This window comes from Nocardia sp. NPDC004415 (genome assembly GCF_053602435.1).
The window spans coordinates 1-24,315 of record NZ_JBSGDP010000053.1 but is presented as its reverse complement, the minus strand read 5'-3'; the positions used below and the strand labels follow the sequence as shown (position 1 = coordinate 24,315).

Genomic DNA, 24,315 nt, shown 5'->3' with positions numbered 1-24,315 from the left:
CGGTGGGAGTTCGATCAGAGGAGTGGGCGCAGTGCAGCGTCGCAGCATCCGACGGATCGTGGCGGCCGCGCTGTGCGCCGTCACGGTGTCCTTCGTCAGCGGGACCGCCGCGTTCGCGGTCCCGGCCACCGCGCCGGGCGTGGACATCACCGCCGCCACCGCGCCCGACGGGTCCTACATCGAGAGGATCGAGGTCACCGACGCCCGGCACCTGCGCCTGTACGTGCACTCCGCGGCCATGGACAAGACCTTCCCCGTGGACGTGCAGCGCCCCGCCGACACCAGCGCGTCCAAGCCCGCGCTGTATCTGCTCAACGGCGCGGGCGGCGGGATGGACCGCGCGTCCTGGCAGCTGCGCACCGACGCCTTGGACTTCCTGGCCGACAAGGACGTCAATGTAGTGCAGATCATCGGCGGCGCGTGGAGCTTCTACACCGACTGGGAAAAACCCGACCCGGTGCTCGGGGTGAACAAATGGCAGACCTACATCGGCGAGGAACTGCCGCCGCTGATCGACGCGGCCCTGGGCACCAATGGCGTCAATGCCATTGCCGGACTGTCGATGTCGGGCGTGCCGGTGCTGAACCTGGCCATCGCCCATCCCGGACTGTTCCGCAGCGCGGCGGTGTACAGCGGGCTCACCCAGGTCAGCGATCCCGCCGGGCGACAGGCGGTGAAGATGACCGTGGAGATGTACGGCGGTGGCGACGTGCGCAACATGTGGGGCCCGCTCGACGGACCCGGCTGGCCCGCCAACGATCCGCTGGTCAACGCCGAGAAGCTGCGCGGCACACATCTTTTCGTGTCGACCGGCAATGGCATTCCCGGCATCCACGACCAGCCGGGCGGGCCGTTCCGGATGGAGAAGCCCGCCGACACCCCCAAGACCGTCGCACTGGGCGCGCTGATCGAGGGCGCGGTGTGGCTCTCGGCGCAGAATCTGCGCGCGCGTCTCGACCAGCTCGGCATCCCCGGCACCTTCGTCTTCCGCGACAGCGGCACCCACTCGTGGGGCTACTGGCAGGACGACTTCAAGGCGTCCTGGCCGGTCCTGGCCGAGGGCCTGTTCCCCCGGGAGTGACCGTATGCCGTGCCGGGTTTTCCCGATCGTCAGGCCGGATCGGCGACCGGCAGGGCGGCGCGCTCGGCGGCGGTGTGGAACCAGTCCAGGATCTCGACGCCTGCCAGGATGCCCGCCGTCTCGGTGACCGTGAGCGCGGGGGCGGTGAAGCCCAGTTCCTCCAGCTCGCCGTGCCGGGGGCGGATCGCGGCGTCGGCGATCTCGAGCATGGGCGCGTCTAGGGCACCGTCACCGGCGGTGAAAAGCGCCGCGCCCTCGGTCAATTCGCCCGCGTCGACCAGGCGCCGGCGCACCTCGGTGACGGCCAGGCTCTTACAGACCGCGTCGGGCATGGTGTAGATCTTGCGGCCCTGCTGGGAGGCCGACCAGCCGTGCGCGCGGCACCAGGTGTCCCACTCGGCCAGGAAGCCGGTGGGCACCGCGTCGATGCGCACCACCAGGTAGCAGAACAGCTCGTCGGCCTCGCGGTACTTGGTGACCCAGGAATCGTCGATGCGGGCGCGTAATTCGGCGCCCACCTCGGCGAGAGTGGCGCCCGAGGCGCGCACCTGGTCGTCGATCCCCAGGCGCCAGGCCGGATCGGGGATACCGTCGACCAGGATATTGCCGCCGTTGCTGATGATGGCGTAGCGCCAGGGCGCGCCCGGCAGGGTGATCCGCTGGAACTGCTCGATGGTGCGGGTGGTCGTCGGGATCACCGGCGCGCGACCCGCCAGCGTGCGCAGGCTCGCGACGGCGGTGGTGGTCATGTACGACAGGGGCTCGCCCTCGTAGTACTCGACGCATTCCTTCTCGACCTCCTCCGCGCCACCGAAGGCGTTGCGCGAGAAGATCATCGTGCGATCCAGATCGGTGGCGAACAGTGCCGTTGCGGTCACCGGGGTAACTCCTTGATCAGGCCCATGCAGGAGTAGGCCAGGTCGGGTACCACTTCCACCGGGACATTGCGCGCCGCGGCGAGCAGGCGGATGTGGGCGTGCTCCGGCGCGTCCGCGTCCCGAACCAGCACCCGCCACGGTACGCGGCGCAACAGCACCCGGGTCGTCTCGCCGACCCCGGGCTTCACGAAATTGACTGTGCTGATGCCGTATTCGGCCCGCACCCGCTCCACCGACGCCCAGCCCGACCAGTCCGGGGTGCGATCGGATTCCCGGATGGCGGCGACCGCCGCGGGCACCTTCTCGCCGATGGCGCCGAACGCGGCGGTGACGGCATCGATCAGCTGATTGGAGACGTCGGCGTGGGCGAGTTCGCGATAGAACTTGGCGCCGTGGAACTCACCGGGACCGATGAGCGTGTCGTTGAGCACGGTGCGCGAAACCAGTCCGGAGACAGTGGAATTCAGGCACGCCGAGGCGATGAGGAAATCGTCACGGGTGCCGTAGGTGCGCACACAGTTGCCGGGGTCGGCCAGCACGGCGAGCTCGTCGTCGAACCTCGCGCCGCCCGCCGCGTGGTAGGCGTCGAGGGCTTCGGTGAGCTCGCGGGTGATGGCACCCTTGCCGGTCCAGCCGTCCACGAACACGATCGAGGACGGATCATGATGCTGGGCGAGGTAATCGAGCGCCGCCGCGTCGATCCCCCGGTCGCGCACGATCGACACCGCGTAGTGCGGCACCTCCAGCGCGGGGCGGCCGATGCCACTGGCCAGCCACCGGCGCATGAGCACACCGACCGGGGTGCCCGCCCTGGCCAGCGACACCAGCACGATGTCCGTACCGCGTTCGGCGACAACGAGTTCGGCGACGGTCGCCACTGCCAGCGCCAGTCGCTCGGCGCTCTCGGCGAGCACCTGGTCGAACAGCTCGCGGTACTCGGCGTCGGGCTGGAACTCCACCGGCAGCGATTCGGCATAGTGCGCGAGACCGGCCTGGATGCGCTGCTCCCGTTCGGCCACATCGGCTTCCAGGTCGACATCGGAGAGGTCCTTGAGCAGCCAGGAGACGTCTTCGGCGGCGTAAGAACCGAATTCGGGGCCGTGCAGCGGGGGAAGGGAGGTCGACGGGGCAGCCGCGATCGGCGCGGTGTCGCTGCTGGCAGAGTTCGACCCGGCACTTTCGACCGGCATGGCCGGGGCGGTGCGGTAGGCGTCCAGCGCGCGGGGGTCGGCGCCGGGGACGACGGCGAGCAGGACATCGGCGCCGGAGGCGGTGAGGACGTCGACCAGGCCGCCCGGGGCGACCAGTTCGGGGGTGTCGGCGGGTGGGTCGAGGACGAACAGCAGCAGTGGCGGCTCGGTGCTGTCGGGCCACTGGGCGTTGTAGAGGTAGCGGGCGGCAGTGGGGTCGGGTTCGGGGGCGGTGAAGCGGAAGCCGCGGCGCAGGGGGTAGCCGGGTTCGTCGAGGACGTAGGCCGGGGAGCGGGTGGTGGTCTGGAAGCGGGTGGGGGTGCCCGCGGCGGCGAGTTCGGCGGCCAGGCGCAGCGGGAGGTACATGAGTTCTTCGTGGCCGAGCACGATCACCGGGCGGCCGGGGAATTCCGCGTCCAGGCGGGCGCCGAGTTCGGCGGTGGCCGACTTCAGGGCCAGGTCGAAGGCGCCGGAGTCCGAGCGCAGGGTGCCGTGCCTGCCGCCCTCGGGGACCTCCGAAGGCCAGGTCAGCTCGATGCGGCCCGACGAACCACGCTGGGCGGCAACCGGATTGAGCTGCGGGTCGGGCAGGGCGGTGACCGTGCCGATCAGGCCGTCGGGCAGATCGGTGCGGCCCGCCGCCAGGCAGACGGTGTCGATGCGGGCACCGAGCTCGGCGGCGACGGCCTCGAACTTGGCGTGATCGGCGGGGGCGCGCATGTCGACCAGGGAGGCCAGGACGTAGTGCGCGCGCGGGGCGAAGGCGTGCAGGGCGCGCACGGCGTCGATGGCGGTGTCACCGGTGGAGATCTCGTCGTCGACGAGCACCAGCGGCTGGTCGTTGACGAAGATGCTCGCCGGCGCGGGCTGGAGCAGATGCGAGGTGGCGTGCGAATGCCCCTCCTCGAAGCCGGTCAGCGTGGTGGCGCGCGGCTCGTGCCTGCGGGTGGAGTGCAGGTAGCAGGCGGCATCGAGGCGCGCGGCGACGCAGTGGCCCAGACTCGTCGCGGTCTCGGCGAACCCGAGCACCACCGGTTCGCGCTCACCGAGCTTCTCGCGCACGAGATCGGCCAGCCGCTCCCCCGCGCCGATCACCACGCGCGGATCGGTCGGCAGATGCTTGCCCAGCACCGTCGACACCAGCAGATGCGCGCGGCGCGGATTGCGCCGCAGGCCGGGGACGACCAGCCCGCCGATCGTCAGCTCGCCGGGCAGCCCGTCACCCTCCGTGAAGGACTCGGTGTGGTGCAGTTCGATGCCCAGATGGGCAGTGGCCCAAGGGGTTTCGACGGCGCTCATTCGGCGATCATCGCTGTCAGCAGATCCACGAAGGACACTCCCTTGTTCGCGACTCCGAACGCGCGGGCCCGGACCAGGGTCTGGCGGGCCCAGCTGCGGTGCGGGCGCATCTCGTTCATCTTGTTGCGGTATTCCGAGGCGGCGACGCCACCGACGTCGGCCTCCATGATGTGCAGCGCGTCGGCGTATTCCTCGTGGGTCACCACCGACAGCGCGTGCACGGCGGCCACGTGCGAGGGGTGGATCACCGTCTTGCCCTGGATGCCGTTGGCGCGGTCCAGGGTGATCTCGCGCAGCAGGCCGTCGAGATCGCGGCTGACCAGGTACTGCCGGAACGGCACCGCGTCGGACTCCTCGAACGGCGCGGTGCGCAGCAGCGGCCGGAACATCCGCTCGTGATCGGCGAAGTACTCCCACACCGGTCCGGTGATGATGAAGCCGGTGCCGTCGGCGCGGCCGAGGTAGTTGACGATGTCGGCGATCACGTCGGCGACCACGCGCACGTCGTAGATGGTGAGGTCGCGGTCGCGGCGGATGCCGAAGGTCGAGCACATGTCGGTGGCGCCGATGCGCACGGCCAGCAGCCGCTCCCGGTGCGCGGCCAGCAGTTCGGCGATGGCGGCCAGCTGCTCGTCGCGGGTCTGGCGGTGCACCAGGTTCGCCGACTCGAGCACCGGCATGCCGTAGACGCGGCGGCCGAGCACCCGGCTCGCGCGGTCGAGCGCGTCGAGGTAGGCGGGCCCGGTCACGGCGTCGAACTTGGGGAAGACGAAGCCGGTGAGCACCTCGCCGCCGCGGCCGAGCCGCTCGGCCAGCTCCACGACGGTCCGTGGCTCGCGCACCCGCACGAACAGCAGCGGATTGGGGTCGCGGCTGTGCGCGAGCAGGTCGAGGGTGTCCACCGCGTGTTGTTCGGCGGCCTCGACCTGGTGATCGGCGACGGCGTCCTCGAGGTCGATGACCATCGAACACACGCCGCGCGCGGCCCGTCTGCGGATCGTGGCGGCCAGGTCGGGCCTGGTCGCGGGGACGTACAGGGTCGCGCCGAGCGCGGTGGCCAGTAGTTCGCGGTCGTCGGAGCCGACCAGCGGCTCGGGTTCCACCAGGAACAGTTCCCGGCTGCGTGGGCCCTGTAGCTGACGGAAATGTCGCAGCGGCACCTGCTTGTGCAGGCAAACCTCTGTCGCTACGGCGTACCCCGCGGTCATTCCCCCCACCTCATTCGTGCCAAGTCATCTCTGCTGAAGGTCCTATGTGCTGTCGTGTTTTCTCATGCGGTCGACCACTCCGGCGATGAACGTCGCGACGGTATCCAGTTCCGTCACGTACGCCCAATAGTCTGGATGACGACCCGTCAGTCCGGAAGCTATGCGATCGAGGCGTTCGGCTTGCGCGTCGAGCACCGAACCCCACTCGGCGACCAGTCCTCGGTCGACCGCGAGCATCTGCGCGTCCCGCAGCCGGAATCGTACGGTGCGGGCCTTCGCGTCGGGGTCGGCACGCACCCCGCGCAGCAGATCCAGCCGTCGGGTGACGGCGTCGACGAGCTGCTCGGCCTCGGCGAGGTGCTCACGCGCGGTGGCGGTCAGGTCAAGGGCGGTCTCCGGGTCGTGGTCGGCGGCCGCGACCCGCGCTCCGGCCAGCGCAACGTCTGCGGCGTCGATGTCGCGGCGGCTGTCTCGCTCATTGTTGGTCAGATCCGCCGAACTCGCAGCGTTGAACTCACGCAGTAACGCCGAGTACGCCGGGCCCAACGCCGCCCCGCGATTGCGCACCGCGGCCAGCCGGGTGGTCACCGAGGCGACCGCCTTGCTCGCCGCCTCGGCGCGAGAAGGGGCCTGCGCCAACGCATCCGAGAGATCCTTGGTGGCCTGCTGCACCCCCGCCGCGGCCTCGCGCGCGGCCGCGACCGCGCTCAGCGGGTCTACCGCCGAGGCTGTGACCAGCGCCTCATTCAGCCGGGCGACACCGGCCACGATCGACGGATACGCCGCGAACCCCGAGGACTGCGCCGCCGCCAGCGCCCGCTCGCCGTCCTGGCGGACCTGCTGGAGCAACTGCGGCACCGAGCTGCGCACGCTCGCCGCGTGCTCGAGCCCCGCGCGCTGAGCGTGATAGAAGTCGTCGACCCCGCGCGCGGCCTCGGTGAGCTGACGGACCAGCGCGTCGGCCCTGGCGGGACCGTCGGGGATCGGCGTCCCCGCGGCCTCGGCGGCGTCGAGTTCGTCGGTGAAGCTCAGGTAGGCGCCCGCGGCCGCGTAACAGCGCGCCCGCACCGGCTCCCACAGCGCCTCGACCCGGCGTTCCGGGAAGACCTGCTCGCTGGCCACCACACCCGCCTCCGCCGCCGTCTGTCTGCGATCCATGTCGAGGAACGCCGCCGACGTCGCGGCTCGCGCACCACTGATCCAGCCATGATCCGCCCCGGACCTGAACCAGCCGCGTCTGCGAGGTGTCACCGTCACGTCCTTTCCCCAACCGTGCGCCGTCGCCGGGCGCACACTGCCCGATGGTAGGAGATTCCCCCGCTTCACCTGGGCTGCAGACGGTTCCTACGCAAGATCCGCGAAACCTATTACTGTCGTAGCCGTACCCGGCGATTCGGACATGCTGGGAAACGACACACCGGACTAACCGAAGGGATTCCCGCATGGGTGTCAGTCTGTCCAAGGGCGGCAATGTTTCGCTGACCAAAGAGGCCCCGAACCTGACCGCGGTCGCGGTCGGCCTCGGCTGGGACGTGCGCACCACCACCGGCACCGACTTCGACCTCGACGCGAGCGCGATCGCCACCGGCGCCGACAAGAAGGTCGTCTCCGACAAGCACTTCGTGTTCTTCAACAACCTGAAGTCCCCGGAGGGTGCCATCGAGCACGCCGGTGACAACACCACCGGTGAGGGCGAGGGCGACGACGAGGTCATCAACGTCGACCTGGCCAACACCCCGCCGACCATCGAGAGCATCTTCTTCCCGGTCTCGATCTACGACGCCGAGACCCGCTCGCAGTCGTTCGGCCAGGTGCGCAACGCCTACATCCGCGTCGTGGACCGGGCCAACGGCACCGAGCTGGCACGCTACGACCTGTCCGAGGACGCCTCGACCGAGACCGCTATGGTCTTCGGCGAGCTGTACCGCAACGGCGCCGAGTGGAAGTTCCGCGCCATCGGGCAGGGTTACGCCTCCGGTCTGGCCGGCATCGCCCGCGACTACGGCGTCAACGTCTAGTCACCATCGCGGATAGGGGGCTCGACATTTTCGGGCCCCCTGTTCGTGTGACACAGAAAGGTCCCTCCGCGTGATTACGCGCATCTTCGGCCTGTCCATCGTCATCACGGTGGTCTCGCTGGTCGTCGCCTACCTCTACGGTGGCGCGACCGCCCTGGCACTGTGTGCGATCCTCGGCATTCTCGAGGTGTCGCTGTCGTTCGACAACGCTGTCATCAACGCCACCGTCCTCGAGCGGATGAGCGAGTTCTGGCAGCGGATCTTCCTGACCATCGGCGTCGTCATCGCCGTGTTCGGCATGCGACTGGTCTTCCCGCTGGCGATCGTGTGGATCACCGCCGGACTCAACCCGGTCCAGGCGTTCGATCTGGCCCTCAACCCGCCCGCAGACGACGCGGCGTACTTCCCCGACGGCAGCCCCAGCTACGAGACCCTGCTCACCGACGCGCACCCGCAGATCGCGGCGTTCGGTGGCATGTTCCTCGCGCTGCTGTTCCTGAACTTCATCTTCGAAGAGCGTGAGATCACCTGGCTGAGCTGGCTGGAGAAGCCGCTGGCCAAGGCGGGCAAGCTCGACATGCTCTCGGTGGTCGTCGCCGGTACCGGCCTGGTGCTGGTGGCGGAGTTCCTCGCCGCCGACGACGACCGCTCGACCGTGCTGGTCGCCGGTCTGCTCGGCATGATCGTCTACATCCTGGTCGACGGTCTGGGCTCGATGTTCCACACCGAGGAGCTCGAAGAGGGCCCGCAGGGTGGACCGTCCACGCTGGTCAAGGCGACCGGTAAGGCCGCGTTCTTCCTGTTCCTCTACCTCGAGGTGCTCGACGCGTCGTTCTCCTTCGACGGCGTGATCGGCGCGTTCGCCATCACCTCCGACCCGATCATCATCGCGCTGGGCCTCGGCCTGATCGGCGCGATGTTCGTCCGGTCGATCACGGTGTACCTGGTGCGCCAGGGCACGCTCTCGGAGTACGTGTACCTCGAGCACGGCGCGCACTGGGCGATCGGCGCGCTGGCGACGATCCTGCTGGTGTCGATCGGCGTGCACGTCGACGAGCTGATCACCGGCCTGGTCGGCGTGGCGTTCATCGGCGCGGCGCTCATCACGAGCATCGTGCGCAATCGCAAGGCCGAGCCCGACGAGGTCGACGAGGCCAAGGCGACCGCGCCGGTCAGCTGATCGGTTCGTGCTCGACGACGGCGGCGGCTCCCTTCGGGGAACCGCCGCCGTCGTCGTCTGTCAGGCCACCGGTTCCAGCACGCGCGGCGGTGCGGCGGCCTGGACCGCGCCGCGCAGCCGGGCCCGCAGGAACACGAACAACAGCGCCAGCAGCAGCGCGCTGCGCAGCCAGACGCCGAACTGCACGACCCCTTCGAGGGCCTCCCAGCCCTCGCCCTGGCCCATCGACCAGAAGTAGCGGAACACCCCGATGCCCACCGCCGCGTCGGCCACCAGATACGCCGCGACCATCGACCAGGGCACCTCGAGCAGCACCAGGAACGGGATTATCCACAGGGTGTACTGGGGTGAGTGCACCTTGTGGAAAAGCAGGAAACCGGCCAGCATCGCCGCGCTCACACCCACCCACGGGAACGGCGCGGCCGGGGTCCAGCGGCGCCACCCCAGCCACAGCGCCAGCGCGAACGCCCCGGCCATCAGCCCGGGCGAGGCCACCGCGACGAAGTCGTGCCAGGTCTGGGTGGTCTCGGCGTCGCGCCCGAAGATCGCCTGGTGACCCCAGTACCAGATGGAATTGGTGGTGATGTCGGCCTGGCGCAGCCGCTGGAAGGTCACCGAGGCCCGCCAGCCCTCCACCCCGGCCAGCACGAACGGCAGATTCACCGCGGCCACCGTGGCCATCGCGGCCAGCAGGGTCTGCGCCGCGCCCGCCACATCGAGTTCGCACAGCCGCCGCCCGTCGCGCGGGGCGCCCTCGGTGAGCACGTAGATCGCCAGCGGGATCACGAAGATGCCCGGGTAGATCTTCAGGCAGAAACCCAGCGCCAGCAGCACCGCGGCGATGATCCCCCGGGTGCGCACATTCATTCGCGACGGCAGTGCGAGCACCGCCACCGCCGCCACCGACATGGCCACCACCGGCAGTTCCCAGTTGTGGAAGGCGTAGAACACCAGCGGTGGTCCGGTCGCCCAGAGCAGGGCGGCGGGGCCAGCCATCCGGGCCAGCAGCCAGGCGGTCAGCAGCGCGAAGGGCGCGAGCAGCAGCGCCGAGTGCCAGAGGAAGTCGGCGTCGTTGTCGACCCCGATCGCCCCCAGCCACATGAGCATCCCGCTGAGCACCGGATACTCCACCGCGCCACCGACGAGCACGCCGTCGTCGGTGATGGCGCCGTCGACGTAGGGGAACACGTGATTGTCGATTTCGCGTCCCTGCCACAGGAATTGGATGTCGGAATAACAGACATCCCTGTCCTTGCGCACATCGAATACCAGACTGCGACCGTATTCATCGACCGGTCCACCGGCACAGCGCGCCTTGTTGGCATAGGCCATGGTGAGCGTGAGCCCGCACAACAGCAGAACGACGAAAGCCAGCACCGTGGCCCGCGCCGCGCGCGGTGCCGCGCGGTGCTGCGGGTCGGTCGTCATGGCGACCACCCTATGCGTGGCGGCGGCGAGCACCGGGGGACAACCCGCGCGCAAGATCGATTTCGTCGCGGCCGGGGCGCTCAGGTAGCCTTGGCGGGTTGCTGACGCAACGAACCCTCCTGCCATGGAAAGTCCATGGCCGTTTCCTAGTCCACAGGAGGTGATTGGTCCGTGCGTCAATATGAAGTGATGGTCATCCTCGACCCCAGCCTGGACGAGCGCATCGTCGGGCAGTCCCTGGATAACCTGCTCAACGTCGTCAAGACCGAGGGCGGCAAGGTCGACAAGGTCGACATCTGGGGCCGTCGCCGGCTCGCCTACGAGATCGCCAAGCAGGCCGAAGGCATCTACGCCGTCGTCGAACTGACCGCGACCCCGGCCACCGTGAACGAGCTCGATCGCCAGCTGGGCCTGAACGAGACGGTGCTGCGCACCAAGGTTCTGCGCAACGACAAGTAGTCCGCAACCACTTCTCGAATTTCGTGTCAGAGCCTAGCTTTAGGCTCGAGCGCAAAATCCCGAGATGCGGACTGCACCCCGAGCAGGAGGAACCCCATGGCAGGCGACACGGTCATCACCGTCATCGGCAATTTGACGGCAGACCCCGAGCTTCGTTTCACGCCCGCGGGCGCAGCGGTGGCGAATTTCACCGTCGCTTCGACTCCCCGCGTGTTCGATCGCAATTCGAACGAATGGAAAGACGGCGAGGCCCTGTTCCTGCGCTGCAACATCTGGCGTGAGGCAGCGGAGAATGTCGCCGAGAGCCTGACCCGAGGCGCTCGCGTGATCGTGAGCGGACGGCTCAAGCAGCGCTCCTACGAAACCCGCGAGGGTGAGAAGCGCACAGTCGTCGAACTCGAGGTCGACGAGGTCGGCCCCTCGCTGCGCTACGCGACGGCCAAGGTCTCCAAGGCCGGTCGCGGCGGCGGAGGCGGCGGCTTCGGTGGTGGTTCCGGTAATGCCGGTGGTGGTGCGAGCGCAGGCGGCTACAACGCCAACAACGGCGGCGGACAGTCGGGCGGCGGCAACGCAGGCAACGACGATCCGTGGGGTAGCGCGCCCGCGGCCGGCTCCTTCGGGGGCGGCGGCCGCATGGATGACGAACCGCCGTTCTGAGGAACGGCACTCATAGTACGGAGAGAAGACCATGCCTAAAGCGCCCGCGCGCGAAAAGGTACTGAAGAAGAAGGCCTGCGCTTTCTGCAAGGAAGCGAAGTCCGGAATCGTCAATATCGATTACAAGGACACCACGCTGCTGCGCAAGTACGTCAGCGACCGCGGCAAGATCCGCGCTCGCCGCGTCACCGGCAACTGCGTGCAGCATCAGCGTGACATCGCTGTGGCCGTCAAGAACTCGCGTGAGGTGGCCCTGCTGCCTTACGTGTCGACCGCTCGCTGAGAAAGGGAGTCAGACAGATGAAGCTCATCCTCACCGCTGATGTCGACAACCTCGGTGCGCCGGGCGACCTCGTCGAGGTCAAGGACGGTTACGGCCGCAACTTCCTGCTGCCCCGCGGCCTGGCCATCGTGGCCACCCGTGGCGCCCAGAAGCAGGTCGAGGGCATCCGTCGCGCCCAGGACGCCCGCAAGGTGCGCGACCTGGATCACGCCAACGAGCTGAAGCAGGCCATCGAGGGCCTGGAGTCGGTGTCGCTGGCCGTGAAGACCGCCGACAGCGGCAAGCTGTTCGGTTCGGTCACCACCGCCGATGTGGCCGGCGCCATCAAGGCCGCCGGTGGCCCCGTGGTGGACAAGCGCAGCATCGAGCTGCCGAAGTCGCACATCAAGGCGACCGGCAAGCACGGCATCGTGGTGCACCTGCACCCCGATGTGGCTGCCAAGTTCAACCTCGAGGTTGCTGCGAACTGAGTGTTCGCGTGGTGGGCCGAGAACCGCGGCGCCAGCCGCGATGACACAGCTCGCTGGGAAACCACCCCTGTGTTCACATGGGGGTGGTTTCCCTTGCCTTCAGCGGTGTTAGCTGACCGGTAACCGCCCGTCAGGGCGTTGTGAGCCACCCCAGGTGGCCCTCGGTCGGCAACTCGCTGACCTCCTGTTATTCCGCCTGTGGATTACCGTGGAAACCGACCGGCACATTTGTGACTCCGGTCATACCGTGCACGACCGCTGTTTACCCAACACGCCCGGCTGTTCACCTTTACCGACACGCCGGAACTTCTTTCATCCACAGGTCGAGAGTTGGGTATTACCGGGCCTAGCAGGGCATTCCACCGCACTGACCTGGGTTTTCCCCATGTTTTCCACAGGAGCTGCACAACTCTGGGTGAACTACCCCCAAGTTATCCACAGTTGTGTGCACAGGTCGGCTTGGCGCATCCCGAAAACGTCGCCTAGGTTCGTCGCATCGCCCTGCGCGCGACCCCGGGAATCACGCAGGCAACCGATTGCTGACTTCGTGTCGGAGCCCGGGAGTACAACGAGTTCATCGATGTGAAACCCCCGGTTCTGTGGGCAGAGAGGACGGTCGATTCTGGTGACTACCACCGGTGACCGCGCGCATACCGACTTCCCGCCCGAGCCCCCCGGCGAGGACTTCGGCAGGCAGCCACCCCACGACATGGCGGCCGAGCAGTCGGTGCTCGGCGGCATGCTGCTGAGCAAGGACGCCATCGCCGACGTGGTCGAGGTGCTGCGCCCCGGCGACTTCTACCGTCCCGCGCACCAGGCCGTCTACGACACCATCCTCGACCTGTACGGCCGCGGCGAGCCCGCCGACCCCGTCACCGTCGCCGCGGGCCTGGACCGGCGCGGCGAACTCAAGCGCATCGGCGGCGCCCCCTACCTGGTGACCCTCACCCAGACCGTCCCCACCGCCGCCAACGCCGGCTTCTACGCCGAGATCGTCGCCGAGAAGGCCATCCTGCGCCGCCTCGTCGAGGCGGGCACCCGCATCGTCCAGTTCGGCTACGCGGGCGCCGACGGCCAGGATGTCGCCGAGGTCGTCGACCGCGCCCAGGCCGAGATCTACGAGGTCACCGAGCGCCGCACCACCGAGGACTTCACCCCGCTGGAAGAACTCCTCCAGCCCACCATGGACGAAATCGACTCCATCGCCTCCCGCGGCGGCATCTCCCTCGGCGTCCCCACCGGCTTCACCGAACTCGACGAACTCACCAACGGCCTCCACGCAGGCCAGATGATCATCGTCGCCGCCCGACCTGGAGTTGGCAAGTCGACCCTGGGAATGGATTTCATGCGGAGTTGCTCGATCAAGCATGGAATGGCCAGCGTCATTTTCTCGCTCGAGATGAGCCGGACCGAGATCGTGATGCGTCTGCTCTCGGCCGAGGCGAAGATCAAGCTCGGAGACATGCGCTCTGGGCGCATGAGCGATGACGACTGGACCAAGCTGGCTCGGCGGATGAGTGAGATCAGCGAGGCGCCGTTGTTCGTCGACGATTCGCCGAACCTGACGATGATGGAGATCCGGGCCAAGGCGCGGCGGCTCAAGCAGCGCCACGATCTGAAACTCGTTGTGGTGGACTACCTCCAGCTGATGAGCTCGGGTAAGAAAGTCGAATCCCGGCAGCAGGAAGTCTCGGAATTCTCGCGCCATCTGAAACTGCTCGCCAAGGAACTCGAGGTTCCGGTGATCGCGATCTCGCAGCTGAACCGTGGTCCGGAACAGCGAACGGACAAGCGGCCCATGGTCTCCGACCTTCGCGAGAGTGGATCGCTCGAGCAGGACGCCGACATGGTCATCCTGCTGCACCGGCCCGATGCGTTCGAGCGTGACGACCCGCGTGGCGGCGAGGCCGACCTGATCGTCGGCAAACACCGTAACGGCCCCACCGCGACCATTACCGTGGCGCATCAGCTGCATCTGAGCCGGTTCGTGGATATGGCCAGAGGCTGAGTTTCGTACCTCGGTCCGATAACTGAATCTTGTAGATATACGCCGAGGCCCTGGCCGGAAGCGGAGCTACCAGCAAGAGCCTCGGTGCAGTCTTGGCGGACGCCCCGATGGTACGTCACACCTGTATCGACTGTGCGCATGTCAGGCAGGTGCGACTTCTCGAAACTGCTCCGCTCGACCGATTGCTTCGGTAATCGCTGTCCAGCACGACCCACGGGTCTGAACGGAGTTGAGCGTGAATCGAGGCAAGTCGGTCCGTCCCGAAGACGCGGCGAGAGCGGCAGCGTTGGCTGATGCGTATCGCCGAGGGAAAGGACCTGTCGCGTTCCTCGACGAGTCCTATCAGATCGCCGACGGCACAGTGCGGCAGAACGAGACCTTCTACGTGCTCACTGCGGTAATCGTTCGAATTCCTGACATGGACGAGTTGCGTGAGAACTTGCTCGCCATCGTCGGCAGTTCGTACTGGCATTCCACCGAAGCCCTTCGGGACGGCGGCAGCGGCCCGGACATCATGCGTGCCATGCTCGAGTATCTCAGCGAGGGCGTCGAGCCCGTTATGATCGCCCATCGTGTTTCGGTCGCGGAAGGTGACAAGGACGGCGAAGCCGCGCGGAGGGATTGCTACCGGAGTCTGGCGGTCGAGCTCAGCCGTGGAGGAACAGGACGCGACCCAGTCGAGCTGCTGGTACTCGAAGAGCGCAACCAGTCGAACCTCCGCAATCGAGACAAGCGGAACCACCGCGACCTGGTCTCTGAACAATTGATCGGTCGGAACAGCCGGCTGGTGCAAACGTCACCGCGATACGAGACGCTCTTGTGGCTGCCTGACGTGGTTTCCTCGGCCTACCGACGTAGTTTGACCCACCGGGACGAGACATCAACGATGTTCGACATCGTTCGCGACTACGTCGAGTTCGTCACGCCGCAGGCTTGAACCCCCATCCGAGGGGGCAGAAACGAAGCAGCCCCCGGCTGCCGTAGCTACACCGAGGGCCAGACCGACTGTCGAGGGATCACCCTGGAGGGCCGGTACCTTTGCTGTCGTCAATCTAGCACGGCAACGTTGCCATGTCGATGTCGGTGCGTCGCCGTCTGGAAGGGAACTGGTTCGGGTGGGGAAGACGAAGTTGCTGGTCAATCCGGTGGTGTTCGGGTATTGGGTGGTGTCGGCGGTGGCGGCGGTGGGGTATTTCTCGGTGGTGTTGCGGGGGGTGGTGTGGGTGGGGCAGCGGGATGGTGGGGCGTTGATCGGGGTGGCGCTCATTGTCGGGTTGGTGTTCGGGTTGGTGAGTTGGCCGTTCGTGTTGGGGGTGGTGTGGTGGGGTCGGCGGGCTTATCTGCGCAGGAATGGTGAGGCGGTCGTCGCTACGGTGGTCGGGGCCGGGCGGCGGGTGACGCGGTCGTCGAACAATCCGTTGTCGACGCATCGGGTTCGGCTCGAGGTGCGGTTCACGCATCCGGCGACCGGGGCGGAACACGAGATGAAGAAGGAGTTCGCCTTCAACGAGCTGCGGAAGTCCACGGCCTCGGCGTTGATGGATCGGTTTCCGGTGGGGGCGGAGTTGCCGATGTTGGTGCGGGGGCGGGCGGCTGGGTTCGATGTGGCGGCACGGCCGCAGTGGGTTGATATCTGGTGAGGGGCTATTCGGTGCGTGATAGTTCGGCGCGGAGCTGGAGGAATCGGAACAGTCCTGGTGTGCCGGTGACGGATTCGTAGCGATCTACCACCTCGGCGACGAAGGGCGGGATTTCGGTGGGGGTCAGGTGGGCGGTCCAATCGGTGAATCCGACTGTGCACCACTGGGTGAAGGCTTCTCGGGAGCCGAAGTCCCATGTGCGGTCGGTTACCGATTGCGCGAGGACCACGAGGTTCGCGGCGGCGGTGATCGTGGGCAGGGTGGCGGGGTCGAGGTGGAGGTAGGGGCGGGGGAAGTCGGTGAAGGCCGGTGACCAGCGCGGGTCGGCGGTGACGGCCATGGCGGTGTCCTCGATGCTCGGGCGCGGGCCGGCGCAGACGTACTGCACCAGTGCCCGGCCGTGGGGTGCCAGGGCCGCCGCGATGTGCTGGTAGGCGGTGGTCTGGTCGATCACCCAGTGCAGGGCGTTGAAGGAGACGATGAGGTCGAACTCGCCGGCGAAGGTCATCGTCGTGACATCGCCGACCTGGAAGTCGACATTGCGGAGCTGATCGTCGGCGGCGCGGGCGGTCTCGATCATGCGTGGTGACGGGTCGAGGCCGAGTACCGAACCGGTGGGTACGCGTGCCGCGAGCAGGCGGGTCACGAAGCCGTCGCCACAACCCACGTCGAGTACACGCTCGGTGCCCGCGACCGGGACCGCGGACACGGCGTCGGTGGCCATCGCGCGTTGGAGTCCGCTGATGTGCGCGTAGCCCGCGCCGTCCCAGTCGGCCATCGCCTCACCTTCCTGGCATTCGACTGTCCCGGAATTCGCCGGTACACGCATCGCTCGAACAGCTGATTCCGGGTGTCAGCGGGCATCAGGGATGTGTCAGGGCGGTGTCAGGTGCGGGCGCGACAGTGGTCTCGATCAACGAACACGACCGAGAGGGGTGGTCATCATGACCGCGCGACACATCGAACCGACCAGCACGTGGACTGGGATGGTGAGCGTCGACGATACGGCGTTGACCGTCACCGATACCGGGGGTGACGGGGTTCCGGTGATTTATCTGAACGGGCAGTTCGCCACGCAGGGGTACTGGCGCAGGACGATCGCCGAGTTGGGGGACGGGTTCCGGCACATCACCTTCGATGAGCGGGCTCGGGGACGGAAGTCGGGGTTGTCGTCGGACTATTCGTTCGAGGCGGCGGTGCGGGATGTCGACGCGGTGCTGGCGGCGCGGGGTGTGGAGCGGGCAGTGCTGGTGGGGTGGTCCTACGGGGCCGTCGTGGGAGCGCACTGGGCGGCGCGGAATCCGGAGCGCACGATCGGCACGGTGCTCGTGGACGGCGCCTTCCCCTACGACTGGCTCGACGACGCCATGGAGGAGCGCATCCGCACCCTGTTCAAGCGGCTGAGCTGGTTCATGCCGCTGCTACGGCCGACGGGGCTGGCACCGCGGATGACCGCGGCGCAGCAGGCCGAGAGCAATATCGAGCTGGGCAGGTACTCGCGTACCGATGAGCTGGGTCCGGTGCTGGACGCGATCAGCACGCCGGTGCGCTATGTGGTGGCCTCGGGTGCCTCCTTCGGCAGCAAGGGCGACGAGCAGGAAAAGATCCGTGGCGGGCTCGACGCGGTGACCTCGCGCAATCCGAACATCCGCGTGGCCGCGAAGGTGCCGAGCAATCACGGTGCCATCCTGCGCAAGGACTTCCTGGCCATCGCGGATTCGGTGCGGGAGGTGGCCGGGATCGGGTGAGCTCAGCGCAGCAGGAACTGGCCCAACTGTGGGATGGCGTCGCCGGGGGTGCGGGCCTGGAAGGGTTCGCCGATGGCGCGCATGGTCCATTCGCGGCCGGAGCGGGAGACCTTCGCCATGGCGATGGCGGTGTAGGGCATGCCGCCGGTGAGGGCGTAGCGGGCCAGTTCGCGGTCGGTGGTGTTGTCGACGAGGCGGCAGAAGGCGTTGGTGACCTGCTCGAAGGTGTGGCCCTGGTAGGAGGTGACGAAGAAGAGCAGGGTGGTGACGTGCACGGGGACGCGCACCAGGTCGACCAGGATCACCTCGTCGTCGCCGTCGCCCTCGCCGGTGAGGTTGTCGCCCTGGTGGCGGATGGCGCCGTCCCTGGAGGTGAGCTGGCCGAAGCAGACGAGGTCGACGAGGGTGTGCTCGGCGAACATGGCGACCGAGGCGTCGAGGTCGATCTCGATCGGGCGGCGGCCGAACAGGCGGCCACGCATGACCGGGTCCCAGCCGAGGCCCATGCGGACGAAGGTGAGGGCGGCGCCGCCGTCTTTGCGCAGGGTGACCTGCTGGCCCTTGGCCAGGCTGACGGGCCGATGGCGGGGCAGGCCCGGCGTGGCAGCCGGATGCTGCGGGACCGCTGGACGCGGGGCCTCGATCAATCGTCCGCCGTGATCACTGACCAGCGCTCCGAACCCGCCTGCGTATCCCGCCCCGAGCGCCCGGACTTTCCAGGCGCCTTGACGTCGATAGAACTCGACCGCCAGCACCGCCGACTCCGTACTCAATCCGTCGATGCGGAAGTCGTAGAGGGCCGTCCCGTCGGCCCCGGCGACGAGCACCGAGGGCGGTGCGATCCGGCCGAAACCGCCGGTGGGACCGGCGAGTGCGATCACCGTCCTGACCTGGGCGATCTCGGCAGGAACCTGGGACAACGTGATCGTGATCGTCGCGCCCTGCAATCGCACACCGGGCGCGAACGGCTGGTACTCGCACACGAGATCGCCGTCGGAGCGCACCCGGCCCTGCTCGGTGACGAGCAGCGCCGCGACCGTCACCGGTGCGTTCACCCGCGCCGAGACGACCACCACATCGGTGCCGACCGGCCCGTTCTGGCCCTTCACGAATGCCGCTGACATGCGCGTTTCCCCCCTGCCCACTGCCGTGCCCCCGGAATCGGGGGCACGTGACTGCTCTTCGCGGTAGTAACGATCCGCAGGTGGCCCACGACAGAGTTCGTGACATGCGGCCCGTCGGGGGGCCTGCCCACCTGTAGGTCATTCGAACGGGATCATGACATGAATCTGCGTGAGTTCCTTGCGAAACATCGCATCGCATCGGCTGTCGCCGCGCCGGCGACCCTGGGTGTCGCGGCGATCGTCGCGGCGATCGTCGCGGCGGCGTTCGCGGTGACGTCGCAGCAACCCGAGTCCCCCAGCTACGAGCTCACCACCTCGGTGACCGAGTGCCGCGAGATGGTGACCATCTCGGTGGCCGGGCGCAACGACACCCCGGTCGAGGGCACCACGGCCATGCTGCTCGACGCCAACGGCAACCCGCTGCCCGCGGCGCTGTCGGGTGACCACAGCAGCGTCTGGGTGGACCCGGTGGTGAACGCGCCCGCCAGCGCGGTGGCCGACGGCCAGTACGCGGCGGTCTACATCGCCTACCCGGCCGACATGCGGACCTACGAGGACGCCGTGAACACCGGCGTCGCCAACACCCAGCAGGTGATGCGGGAGATCTCGGCGGCCTGCCCGGACACCAAGTTCTCCATCGTCGGCTACAGCGAGGGCGCCGATGTGGTGCGTCGGGTGGCCGAGGGCATCGGCAACGACGACCCGGCCGACGGCTACTCCGTCGTCGACCCCGACGACGTGCTGGGCGTGGTGATGTTCGCCGACGCCGGGCGCGCGGCCGGGGACGGCCCGTTCATCGGCGCGGAGGACCCCTTCGCCAACCCGGACGGCTTCGACCAGAAGTACCAGAACGGCGTCGACCCGATCTCGGGCAAGGGCGTGACCACCGGCGGCGACTTCGGCGCGCTCAACGGCAAGATCGCCTCCTTCTGCTCCGAGGGCGACCTGACCTGCGCGGCGCCGGAGAACATCTCGCTGCTGCAGCTGGCCGCGAACGTGGGCCGCCAGATCAATATCGACGACCTGCAGCGCGACGGCCTGACCCCGGCCACCGGCCAGGACATGGCGTTCACGCTGGGCCGCATCGCGATGGCCGCCTTCTCCGATATCGCCGCCAACCCGAACTGGATGGCCAGCGACGAGACCTTCCTCGAGGTGCTGCTCAAGGTCTCCGATCCGGACTACAAGCCGGGCGAGACCAAGGCGCCCTCGCAGGCGGACACGATCGCGGCCGAGCAGGTCTCGCCGCTGGCATATCTGCCGCAGAAGGTGTTCAACGAGATCGTCGGGCTGATCGTGACCAACCAGAACACCATTCCGGTGGCGATGAGCGATCCGTACCAGCTGACCCTCGGCCCGAACGGCACCGGTCACCACTTCGACTACTGGCGTGATTCCGACGCGGCCAACGGCAAACCGCTGACCTCGGCGGAGTACGCGGCGGCCTGGCTGACCCACCTGGCCAAGCAGGCCCAGGCCGGTGAGCCGGTGGACAAGAAGTCCGCGCCCGCCGACGAGGACGTGACCGCCGCGCTGGCCGCGCCGACCAAGCCCGCCACGACCACCACCGCGGCGCCGACCTCGACCACGACGAAGAAGTCGACCACGACCAGCAAGACCACCACCACCGCGCCGTCGACCACCAGCAAGACGACCACCACGACGCCGCCGACCACCACCTCGACCACGGGCACGACGACCACGCCGTCGACCACCACGGCCGAGCCGACCACCACCACCCCGGCCCCGGCACCGGAGCCCGCGACCAACCAGGCCGCCGCTCCCGCGCCGACGACCACCACCACGACCCCGGCCCCCACCACCACGGCGGCCCCGACCACCACCACCGGCGAGCCGACCACCACGACTCCGGCGAACTGACAACAGCGAGAACGAAAGTCCCCGGCGCGACGACCGAACTGGTTGCCGCACCGGGGACTTCGTCGCTTCCGGACGGCGTCGGCGAGGGCGACACCCCGGTGCGATCTTCGGGCAACGCGCCGATCATGGTGACTGATGCTTGTCGCGATGCAATGATCGGCGGGTGACTCAGTGGCTCCCTCTCCTCGGCTCGCTCCCCGTCGCCGGCGCTGTACTGGTCGGCGTATTCGTCAACAACCGCACGCACCGCGAGGGCATCGCGGCCGCCGACGAGCGGGGCAGGCAGGCGCTCGACGCCGCGCAGCGTCATGTCGAGCTGTCGAACATGGTGGGTGACCAGCGCGATCACGAGGCGTGGCGACGCGAGGCGGTGCTCGCGGCGGTGGCCTCGATCCTGGAGACCTCGGCCTCGGTGCGCGGCGATCTGGCCAGTTGCGGCGAGTGGGATCTGGTCACCGCCGAGGAGATCGACGGGGTGGGCGCGCAGATCCACAAGGTGATCTGGGATCGCCCGGGCGGCATACTCACCCGGCTGCGCGTGGTGGCGCACCGCCGCATCCCGAACAAGTGCGAAGACCTGCTGCGCACGCTGACTGCCGCCCAGCACATCACCATGCAGCGGCTCAAGCTGCACATCGATGTGGAGGCCACCGTCGAGGAGCTCGAGGAGATGGCCTCGCTGTGGCAGAAGGCCATGCGCCACGCCGCCGAGCAGGAGCGCGCGCTGGTGGAGATCACCCGGCTGGAGCTGGGGATCGAGATCGCCTCGAAAGGTCCTGCGGCGCCGCCGGTTCCGGCCGCGCAGGCGCCCGTCGCCGAGCCGGTCGCCGAAACACCCACGGCCGCGCCCGAACCGGCGCTCGCTCCCGAGGAGCACCACACCGCGGTGTTGCGGGTCGTCACCGCCGACACCGAGCCGCCCGCCCCGGGAACGCCCGAGACCGCGCCCGTGGCCGATGAGCCGGTGGCGCAGCGGCAGGCGGAACCCGCGCAGGTGTGAGCCCTCACCGTGTCGTTCGGCTGACGTGAGCGCGACCGGCGGGTAACTTGGAAAGTGGCATGCGCGAGTTCGCGTGCCGACCCGACAGCGTGGTCGATCGTCTACAGACTTGCACCGAACCACTCTCGTCAGGGGGCGATCTGTCATGGAATTCATCGCACCGTTGGATGCGCTGTTCCTGCTCGCGGAGTCGCGCGAGCATCCGATGCATGTGGGCTCACTGCAATTGTTCGAGCCGCCCGAAGACGCCGGGCCGGACTATCTGCGCGAGTTCCGCGACATCCTGCTGGCCGACAGGAACTTCCGGCCCACCTTCCGCAAGCGCCCGGCCACCTGGCTCGGCGCACCCCAGCTGGCCTGGACCCAGGACGAGGAGATCGACCTGGACTTCCACGTCCAGCGCAGTGCCCTGCCCGCGCCGGGCACCATGGGTCAGCTGCTCGATCACGCCTCCACCCTGCACAGCGCGCTGCTGGACCGGCATCGTCCGCTGTGGGAACTGCATTTCGTGGAGGGCCTGGCCGACGGCCGGTTCGCGCTGTACTCGAAGATGCACCACGCGCTGATCGACGGGGTCTCCGCGCAACGGTTGCTGCGCCGGACGCTGAGCACCGATCCGGACTCGGCGGTGGCCGTGCCGTGGAACCTCCCGCGCAAGCCGCGCTCCGAGAACCGGCCCGGCCGTTCCCGGATGGGCGGGGTGCTGGGCGGGCTGTCGGCGGCGAGTTCGTCGACCGCGGCGCTGATGCGCGCGGCCCGAACGGGTCTGCTCGAACAGCAGTTGACGCTGCCGTTCGCGGCGCCGAACACGCTGTTCAACGTGCCGATCGGCGGGGCGCGCAAATGCGCGGTGCGCACCTGGTCGATGGACCGGATCAAGCAGGTGAAGAAGGCGACCGGGACCACGGTCAACGATGTGGTGCTGACCATGTCGGCGGGGGCGCTGCGCGCGTACCTGCTCGAGCGCGACGCGCTGCCGGACAAGCCGATGATCGCGATGGTGCCGATGTCGCTGCGCGATGCCGACGACACCGACACCCAGGGTGTGAAGATCGCGGCGCTGCTGTGCAATCTGGGCACCGATATCGCCGATCCGCTGGAGCGGCTGCGGGTGGTGAGCGAGTCGACGCGCCGGAGCAAGGACGTGTACCGCTCGCTGAGCCCGGCGCAGACGCTGGCGGTGGCGGGGCTGATGCTGAGCCCGATGGCCGCGCTGCTGCTGCCGGGTTTCGCCGCGCTGGGGACGCCGCCGTTCAATATCGTCATCTCGAATGTGCCGGGGTCGCGCGAGCCGATGTACTGGAACGGGGCCCGGCTCGACGCGGGCTATCCGTTGTCCATCCCGCTGGACGGCCAGGCCGTGAACATCACCCTCACCTCGCACGGCGACAATCTCGATTTCGGCTTGGTCGGATGCCGCCGCACCCTGCCCGACCTGCACCGATTGCTCGACCATCTGGAGGATTCGCTGGCCGCGCTGGAGGACGCGGCGACCTGAAATCGACCATTCTCGAATAAACTAGAACGTGTTACAGTTCGGTATGCGTACCGAATTCTGCGAACAGCTCGGCATCGAGTTCCCCCTCTTCGCCTTCACCCACTGCCGCGACGTGGTGGCCGCGGTGAGCAACGCGGGCGGGCTCGGTGTGCTCGGCGCGGTCGGCTTCACCGCCGAGCAGCTCGAGGTGGAACTGGCCTGGCTCGACGAGCACGTCAACGGCATCTACGGCGTCGACCTGGTGATCCCGTCCAAGTACGAGGGCAAGGGCGTCGAGGGGCTCAGTCCCGAACAGCTGGAAAAGCAGCTGGCGCAGATGGTTCCGCAGGGGCACCGCGACTTCGCCCAGCAGATCCTGGCCGACCACGATGTGCCCGCGCTGCCCGAGGGCGAGCACCACAACGAGCTGCTGGGCTGGACCGCGACCACCGCGGGACCACAGGTCGACGTGATCCTGAACCACCCCAAGGCCAAGCTGGTCGCCAACGCGCTGGGCACCCCGCCCGAGGACGTGGTGCGTCGCATCCAGGAGTCGGGGCGGGTGATCGGCGCGCTGTGCGGCTCGGTCAAGCACGCGATGAACCACAAGGCGGCCGGGCTGGACTTCGTGGTGTGCCAGGGCACCGAAGGCGGCGGGCACTGCGGTGAGGTGTCCTCGCTGGTGCTGTGGCCGCAGGTCATCGAGGCCATCGGGGACACCCCGGTGCTGGCCGCCGGTGGCATCGGCAACGGCGCGCAGGTCGCGGCGGCGCTGGCCATGGGCGCGCAAGGCGCCTGGACCGGGTCGCTGTGGCTCACCGTCGAGGAGGCCAATGTGCCGCCCGCGCAGATGTCGACCTACATCGAGGCCACCAGCCACGACACCATCCGCTCGCGCTCCTGGACCGGCAAGCCCTGCCGCATGCTGCGCAACGACTGGACCGACGCGTGGGAGTCGGCCGAGACGCCCGACCCGCTGCCCATGCCGTTGCAGATGATGGTCGCCCTCGACGGTGTGAAACGCGGACACCGTTACCCCGAGGCCGCCAAGGACGTGAACTTCAATCCGGTCGGCCAGGTGGTCGGCATGATGAACAAGGTCGAGCGCAGTGCCGATGTGATCAACCGGCTGGTCGAGGAGTACGTCACGGCCTACGACCGCCTGACAAAACTCAACAGCTGAAGTTTGGAGCGCTGGCGCGCTCGAGTTCGCGCCCTTTGGGCGGTCCCGTGGTTTAAGGCAACAGGGGGTAAGGCAGCTAATGGTAACAACCCCCCACGAAACA

Annotated in this window: 22 protein-coding genes; 15 read left to right on the top strand and 7 right to left on the bottom strand. The window is 68.2% G+C overall.

Annotation, left to right across the window (positions count from 1 at the left end; genetic code table 11):
* Positions 1 to 31 precede the first annotated feature (31 nt).
* A complete protein-coding gene (locus ACWEMY_RS22330; protein WP_452391570.1) occupies positions 32 to 1,081 on the top strand; it encodes an alpha/beta hydrolase in 1,050 nt (349 codons plus the stop codon).
* A gap of 29 nt (positions 1,082 to 1,110) precedes the next feature.
* On the opposite strand, the gene ACWEMY_RS22325 is transcribed toward ACWEMY_RS22330, so the two are convergent.
* The 4 genes from ACWEMY_RS22325 to ACWEMY_RS22310 are packed head-to-tail and all read right to left on the bottom strand — an operon-like array spanning position 1,111 to position 6,814.
* The gene (locus tag ACWEMY_RS22325) at positions 1,111 to 1,917 is read right to left on the bottom strand and encodes an HAD family hydrolase (protein ID WP_452391577.1); all 807 of its coding nucleotides are present in this window, start codon (positions 1,915 to 1,917) and stop codon (positions 1,111 to 1,113) included.
* A 38-nt stretch (positions 1,918 to 1,955) separates the two neighbouring features.
* Positions 1,956 to 4,448, bottom strand: coding sequence for a phosphoribosyltransferase (locus tag ACWEMY_RS22320; RefSeq protein WP_452391569.1), 2,493 nt, complete (start codon positions 4,446 to 4,448; stop codon positions 1,956 to 1,958).
* Entirely contained in the window at positions 4,445 to 5,656 is a 1,212-nt protein-coding gene (locus tag ACWEMY_RS22315; protein ID WP_452391568.1) for an HpcH/HpaI aldolase/citrate lyase family protein, read from the bottom strand. Before ACWEMY_RS22315 ends, ACWEMY_RS22320 begins: the two co-directional genes overlap by 4 nt.
* Positions 5,657 to 5,698: 42 nt before the next feature.
* Positions 5,699 to 6,814, bottom strand: coding sequence for a hypothetical protein (locus ACWEMY_RS22310; RefSeq protein WP_452391567.1), 1,116 nt, complete (start codon positions 6,812 to 6,814; stop codon positions 5,699 to 5,701).
* A 284-nt stretch (positions 6,815 to 7,098) separates the two neighbouring features.
* Here ACWEMY_RS22310 and ACWEMY_RS22305 point away from each other — a divergent pair, with 284 nt between their 5' ends.
* Both ACWEMY_RS22305 and ACWEMY_RS22300 read left to right on the top strand, forming a co-directional pair.
* Positions 7,099 to 7,674 carry a TerD family protein gene (locus tag ACWEMY_RS22305; RefSeq protein ID WP_019049996.1) on the top strand — a complete coding sequence of 192 codons (576 nt, stop codon included), beginning with the start codon at positions 7,099 to 7,101 and terminating at the stop codon, positions 7,672 to 7,674.
* Between the two features lie 70 nt (positions 7,675 to 7,744).
* Positions 7,745 to 8,854, top strand: coding sequence for a DUF475 domain-containing protein (locus tag ACWEMY_RS22300; protein WP_452391566.1), 1,110 nt, complete (start codon positions 7,745 to 7,747; stop codon positions 8,852 to 8,854).
* Between the two features lie 60 nt (positions 8,855 to 8,914).
* Here the strand turns inward: ACWEMY_RS22300 and ACWEMY_RS22295 are convergent, their stop codons facing one another.
* A complete protein-coding gene (locus tag ACWEMY_RS22295; protein ID WP_452391565.1) occupies positions 8,915 to 10,282 on the bottom strand; it encodes a hypothetical protein in 1,368 nt (455 codons plus the stop codon).
* A 171-nt stretch (positions 10,283 to 10,453) separates the two neighbouring features.
* Between ACWEMY_RS22295 and rpsF the strand changes: the two genes are divergently transcribed.
* From rpsF to ACWEMY_RS22260, 7 genes are all read left to right on the top strand, one after another.
* Entirely contained in the window at positions 10,454 to 10,741 is a 288-nt protein-coding gene (gene rpsF / locus ACWEMY_RS22290; protein WP_375931770.1) for a 30S ribosomal protein S6, read from the top strand.
* A 96-nt stretch (positions 10,742 to 10,837) separates the two neighbouring features.
* The gene (locus tag ACWEMY_RS22285; RefSeq protein ID WP_218718404.1) at positions 10,838 to 11,398 is read left to right on the top strand and encodes a single-stranded DNA-binding protein; all 561 of its coding nucleotides are present in this window, start codon (positions 10,838 to 10,840) and stop codon (positions 11,396 to 11,398) included.
* A gap of 31 nt (positions 11,399 to 11,429) precedes the next feature.
* Positions 11,430 to 11,681: a 30S ribosomal protein S18 gene (gene rpsR, locus ACWEMY_RS22280; RefSeq protein ID WP_056823934.1), complete on the top strand. Its 252-nt coding sequence runs from the start codon at positions 11,430 to 11,432 to the stop codon at positions 11,679 to 11,681.
* A 17-nt stretch (positions 11,682 to 11,698) separates the two neighbouring features.
* On the top strand, positions 11,699 to 12,151 hold the full coding sequence (rplI, locus tag ACWEMY_RS22275) for a 50S ribosomal protein L9 (protein WP_375931775.1): 453 nt from the start codon (positions 11,699 to 11,701) through the stop codon (positions 12,149 to 12,151).
* 625 nt (positions 12,152 to 12,776) lie between these two features.
* Positions 12,777 to 14,159, top strand: a complete 1,383-nt coding sequence (gene dnaB, locus ACWEMY_RS22270) for a replicative DNA helicase (protein ID WP_452391564.1) — start codon at positions 12,777 to 12,779, stop codon at positions 14,157 to 14,159.
* A gap of 235 nt (positions 14,160 to 14,394) precedes the next feature.
* Positions 14,395 to 15,096, top strand: a complete 702-nt coding sequence (locus ACWEMY_RS22265; protein WP_452391563.1) for a hypothetical protein — start codon at positions 14,395 to 14,397, stop codon at positions 15,094 to 15,096.
* A gap of 178 nt (positions 15,097 to 15,274) precedes the next feature.
* A complete protein-coding gene (locus tag ACWEMY_RS22260; RefSeq protein ID WP_452391562.1) occupies positions 15,275 to 15,799 on the top strand; it encodes a hypothetical protein in 525 nt (174 codons plus the stop codon).
* Positions 15,800 to 15,803: 4 nt separating this feature from the next.
* Here ACWEMY_RS22260 and ACWEMY_RS22255 read toward each other — a convergent pair whose 3' ends face one another.
* Positions 15,804 to 16,577: a class I SAM-dependent methyltransferase gene (locus ACWEMY_RS22255; RefSeq protein ID WP_452391561.1), complete on the bottom strand. Its 774-nt coding sequence runs from the start codon at positions 16,575 to 16,577 to the stop codon at positions 15,804 to 15,806.
* Positions 16,578 to 16,785: 208 nt separating this feature from the next.
* Here ACWEMY_RS22255 and ACWEMY_RS22250 point away from each other — a divergent pair, with 208 nt between their 5' ends.
* The gene (locus ACWEMY_RS22250) at positions 16,786 to 17,547 is read left to right on the top strand and encodes an alpha/beta hydrolase (protein ID WP_452391576.1); all 762 of its coding nucleotides are present in this window, start codon (positions 16,786 to 16,788) and stop codon (positions 17,545 to 17,547) included.
* A 2-nt stretch (positions 17,548 to 17,549) separates the two neighbouring features.
* On the opposite strand, the gene ACWEMY_RS22245 is transcribed toward ACWEMY_RS22250, so the two are convergent.
* On the bottom strand, positions 17,550 to 18,671 hold the full coding sequence (locus ACWEMY_RS22245) for a TerD family protein (protein WP_452391560.1): 1,122 nt from the start codon (positions 18,669 to 18,671) through the stop codon (positions 17,550 to 17,552).
* 159 nt (positions 18,672 to 18,830) lie between these two features.
* Between ACWEMY_RS22245 and ACWEMY_RS22240 the strand changes: the two genes are divergently transcribed.
* The 4 genes from ACWEMY_RS22240 (at position 18,831) to ACWEMY_RS22225 (ending at position 24,212) form a co-directional block, all read left to right on the top strand.
* On the top strand, positions 18,831 to 20,552 hold the full coding sequence (locus tag ACWEMY_RS22240; RefSeq protein WP_452391559.1) for a cutinase family protein: 1,722 nt from the start codon (positions 18,831 to 18,833) through the stop codon (positions 20,550 to 20,552).
* 163 nt (positions 20,553 to 20,715) lie between these two features.
* Positions 20,716 to 21,552, top strand: coding sequence for a hypothetical protein (locus ACWEMY_RS22235; protein ID WP_452391558.1), 837 nt, complete (start codon positions 20,716 to 20,718; stop codon positions 21,550 to 21,552).
* A gap of 145 nt (positions 21,553 to 21,697) precedes the next feature.
* Positions 21,698 to 23,050 carry a WS/DGAT/MGAT family O-acyltransferase gene (locus ACWEMY_RS22230; RefSeq protein WP_452391557.1) on the top strand — a complete coding sequence of 451 codons (1,353 nt, stop codon included), beginning with the start codon at positions 21,698 to 21,700 and terminating at the stop codon, positions 23,048 to 23,050.
* Between the two features lie 43 nt (positions 23,051 to 23,093).
* Complete coding sequence (locus ACWEMY_RS22225; RefSeq protein WP_452391556.1) at positions 23,094 to 24,212, top strand: NAD(P)H-dependent flavin oxidoreductase; 1,119 nt, start codon at positions 23,094 to 23,096, stop codon at positions 24,210 to 24,212.
* Positions 24,213 to 24,315: the final 103 nt, after the last annotated feature.

Coding starts and splice junctions, on each gene's coding strand:
- ACWEMY_RS22245 (WP_452391560.1), bottom strand. CDS start 18,671: ATGTCAGCGGCATTCGTGAAGGGCCAGAACGGGCCGGTCGGCACCGAT.
- ACWEMY_RS22225 (WP_452391556.1), top strand. CDS start 23,094: ATGCGTACCGAATTCTGCGAACAGCTCGGCATCGAGTTCCCCCTCTTC.
- ACWEMY_RS22315 (WP_452391568.1), bottom strand. CDS start 5,656: ATGACCGCGGGGTACGCCGTAGCGACAGAGGTTTGCCTGCACAAGCAG.
- ACWEMY_RS22310 (WP_452391567.1), bottom strand. CDS start 6,814: ATGGATCGCAGACAGACGGCGGCGGAGGCGGGTGTGGTGGCCAGCGAG.
- ACWEMY_RS22230 (WP_452391557.1), top strand. CDS start 21,698: ATGGAATTCATCGCACCGTTGGATGCGCTGTTCCTGCTCGCGGAGTCG.
- rplI (WP_375931775.1), top strand. CDS start 11,699: ATGAAGCTCATCCTCACCGCTGATGTCGACAACCTCGGTGCGCCGGGC.
- ACWEMY_RS22240 (WP_452391559.1), top strand. CDS start 18,831: ATGAATCTGCGTGAGTTCCTTGCGAAACATCGCATCGCATCGGCTGTC.
- ACWEMY_RS22325 (WP_452391577.1), bottom strand. CDS start 1,917: ATGATCTTCTCGCGCAACGCCTTCGGTGGCGCGGAGGAGGTCGAGAAG.
- ACWEMY_RS22305 (WP_019049996.1), top strand. CDS start 7,099: ATGGGTGTCAGTCTGTCCAAGGGCGGCAATGTTTCGCTGACCAAAGAG.
- ACWEMY_RS22255 (WP_452391561.1), bottom strand. CDS start 16,577: ATGGCCGACTGGGACGGCGCGGGCTACGCGCACATCAGCGGACTCCAA.
- ACWEMY_RS22295 (WP_452391565.1), bottom strand. CDS start 10,282: ATGACGACCGACCCGCAGCACCGCGCGGCACCGCGCGCGGCGCGGGCC.
- ACWEMY_RS22250 (WP_452391576.1), top strand. CDS start 16,786: ATGGTGAGCGTCGACGATACGGCGTTGACCGTCACCGATACCGGGGGT.
- rpsR (WP_056823934.1), top strand. CDS start 11,430: ATGCCTAAAGCGCCCGCGCGCGAAAAGGTACTGAAGAAGAAGGCCTGC.
- ACWEMY_RS22285 (WP_218718404.1), top strand. CDS start 10,838: ATGGCAGGCGACACGGTCATCACCGTCATCGGCAATTTGACGGCAGAC.
- ACWEMY_RS22320 (WP_452391569.1), bottom strand. CDS start 4,448: ATGAGCGCCGTCGAAACCCCTTGGGCCACTGCCCATCTGGGCATCGAA.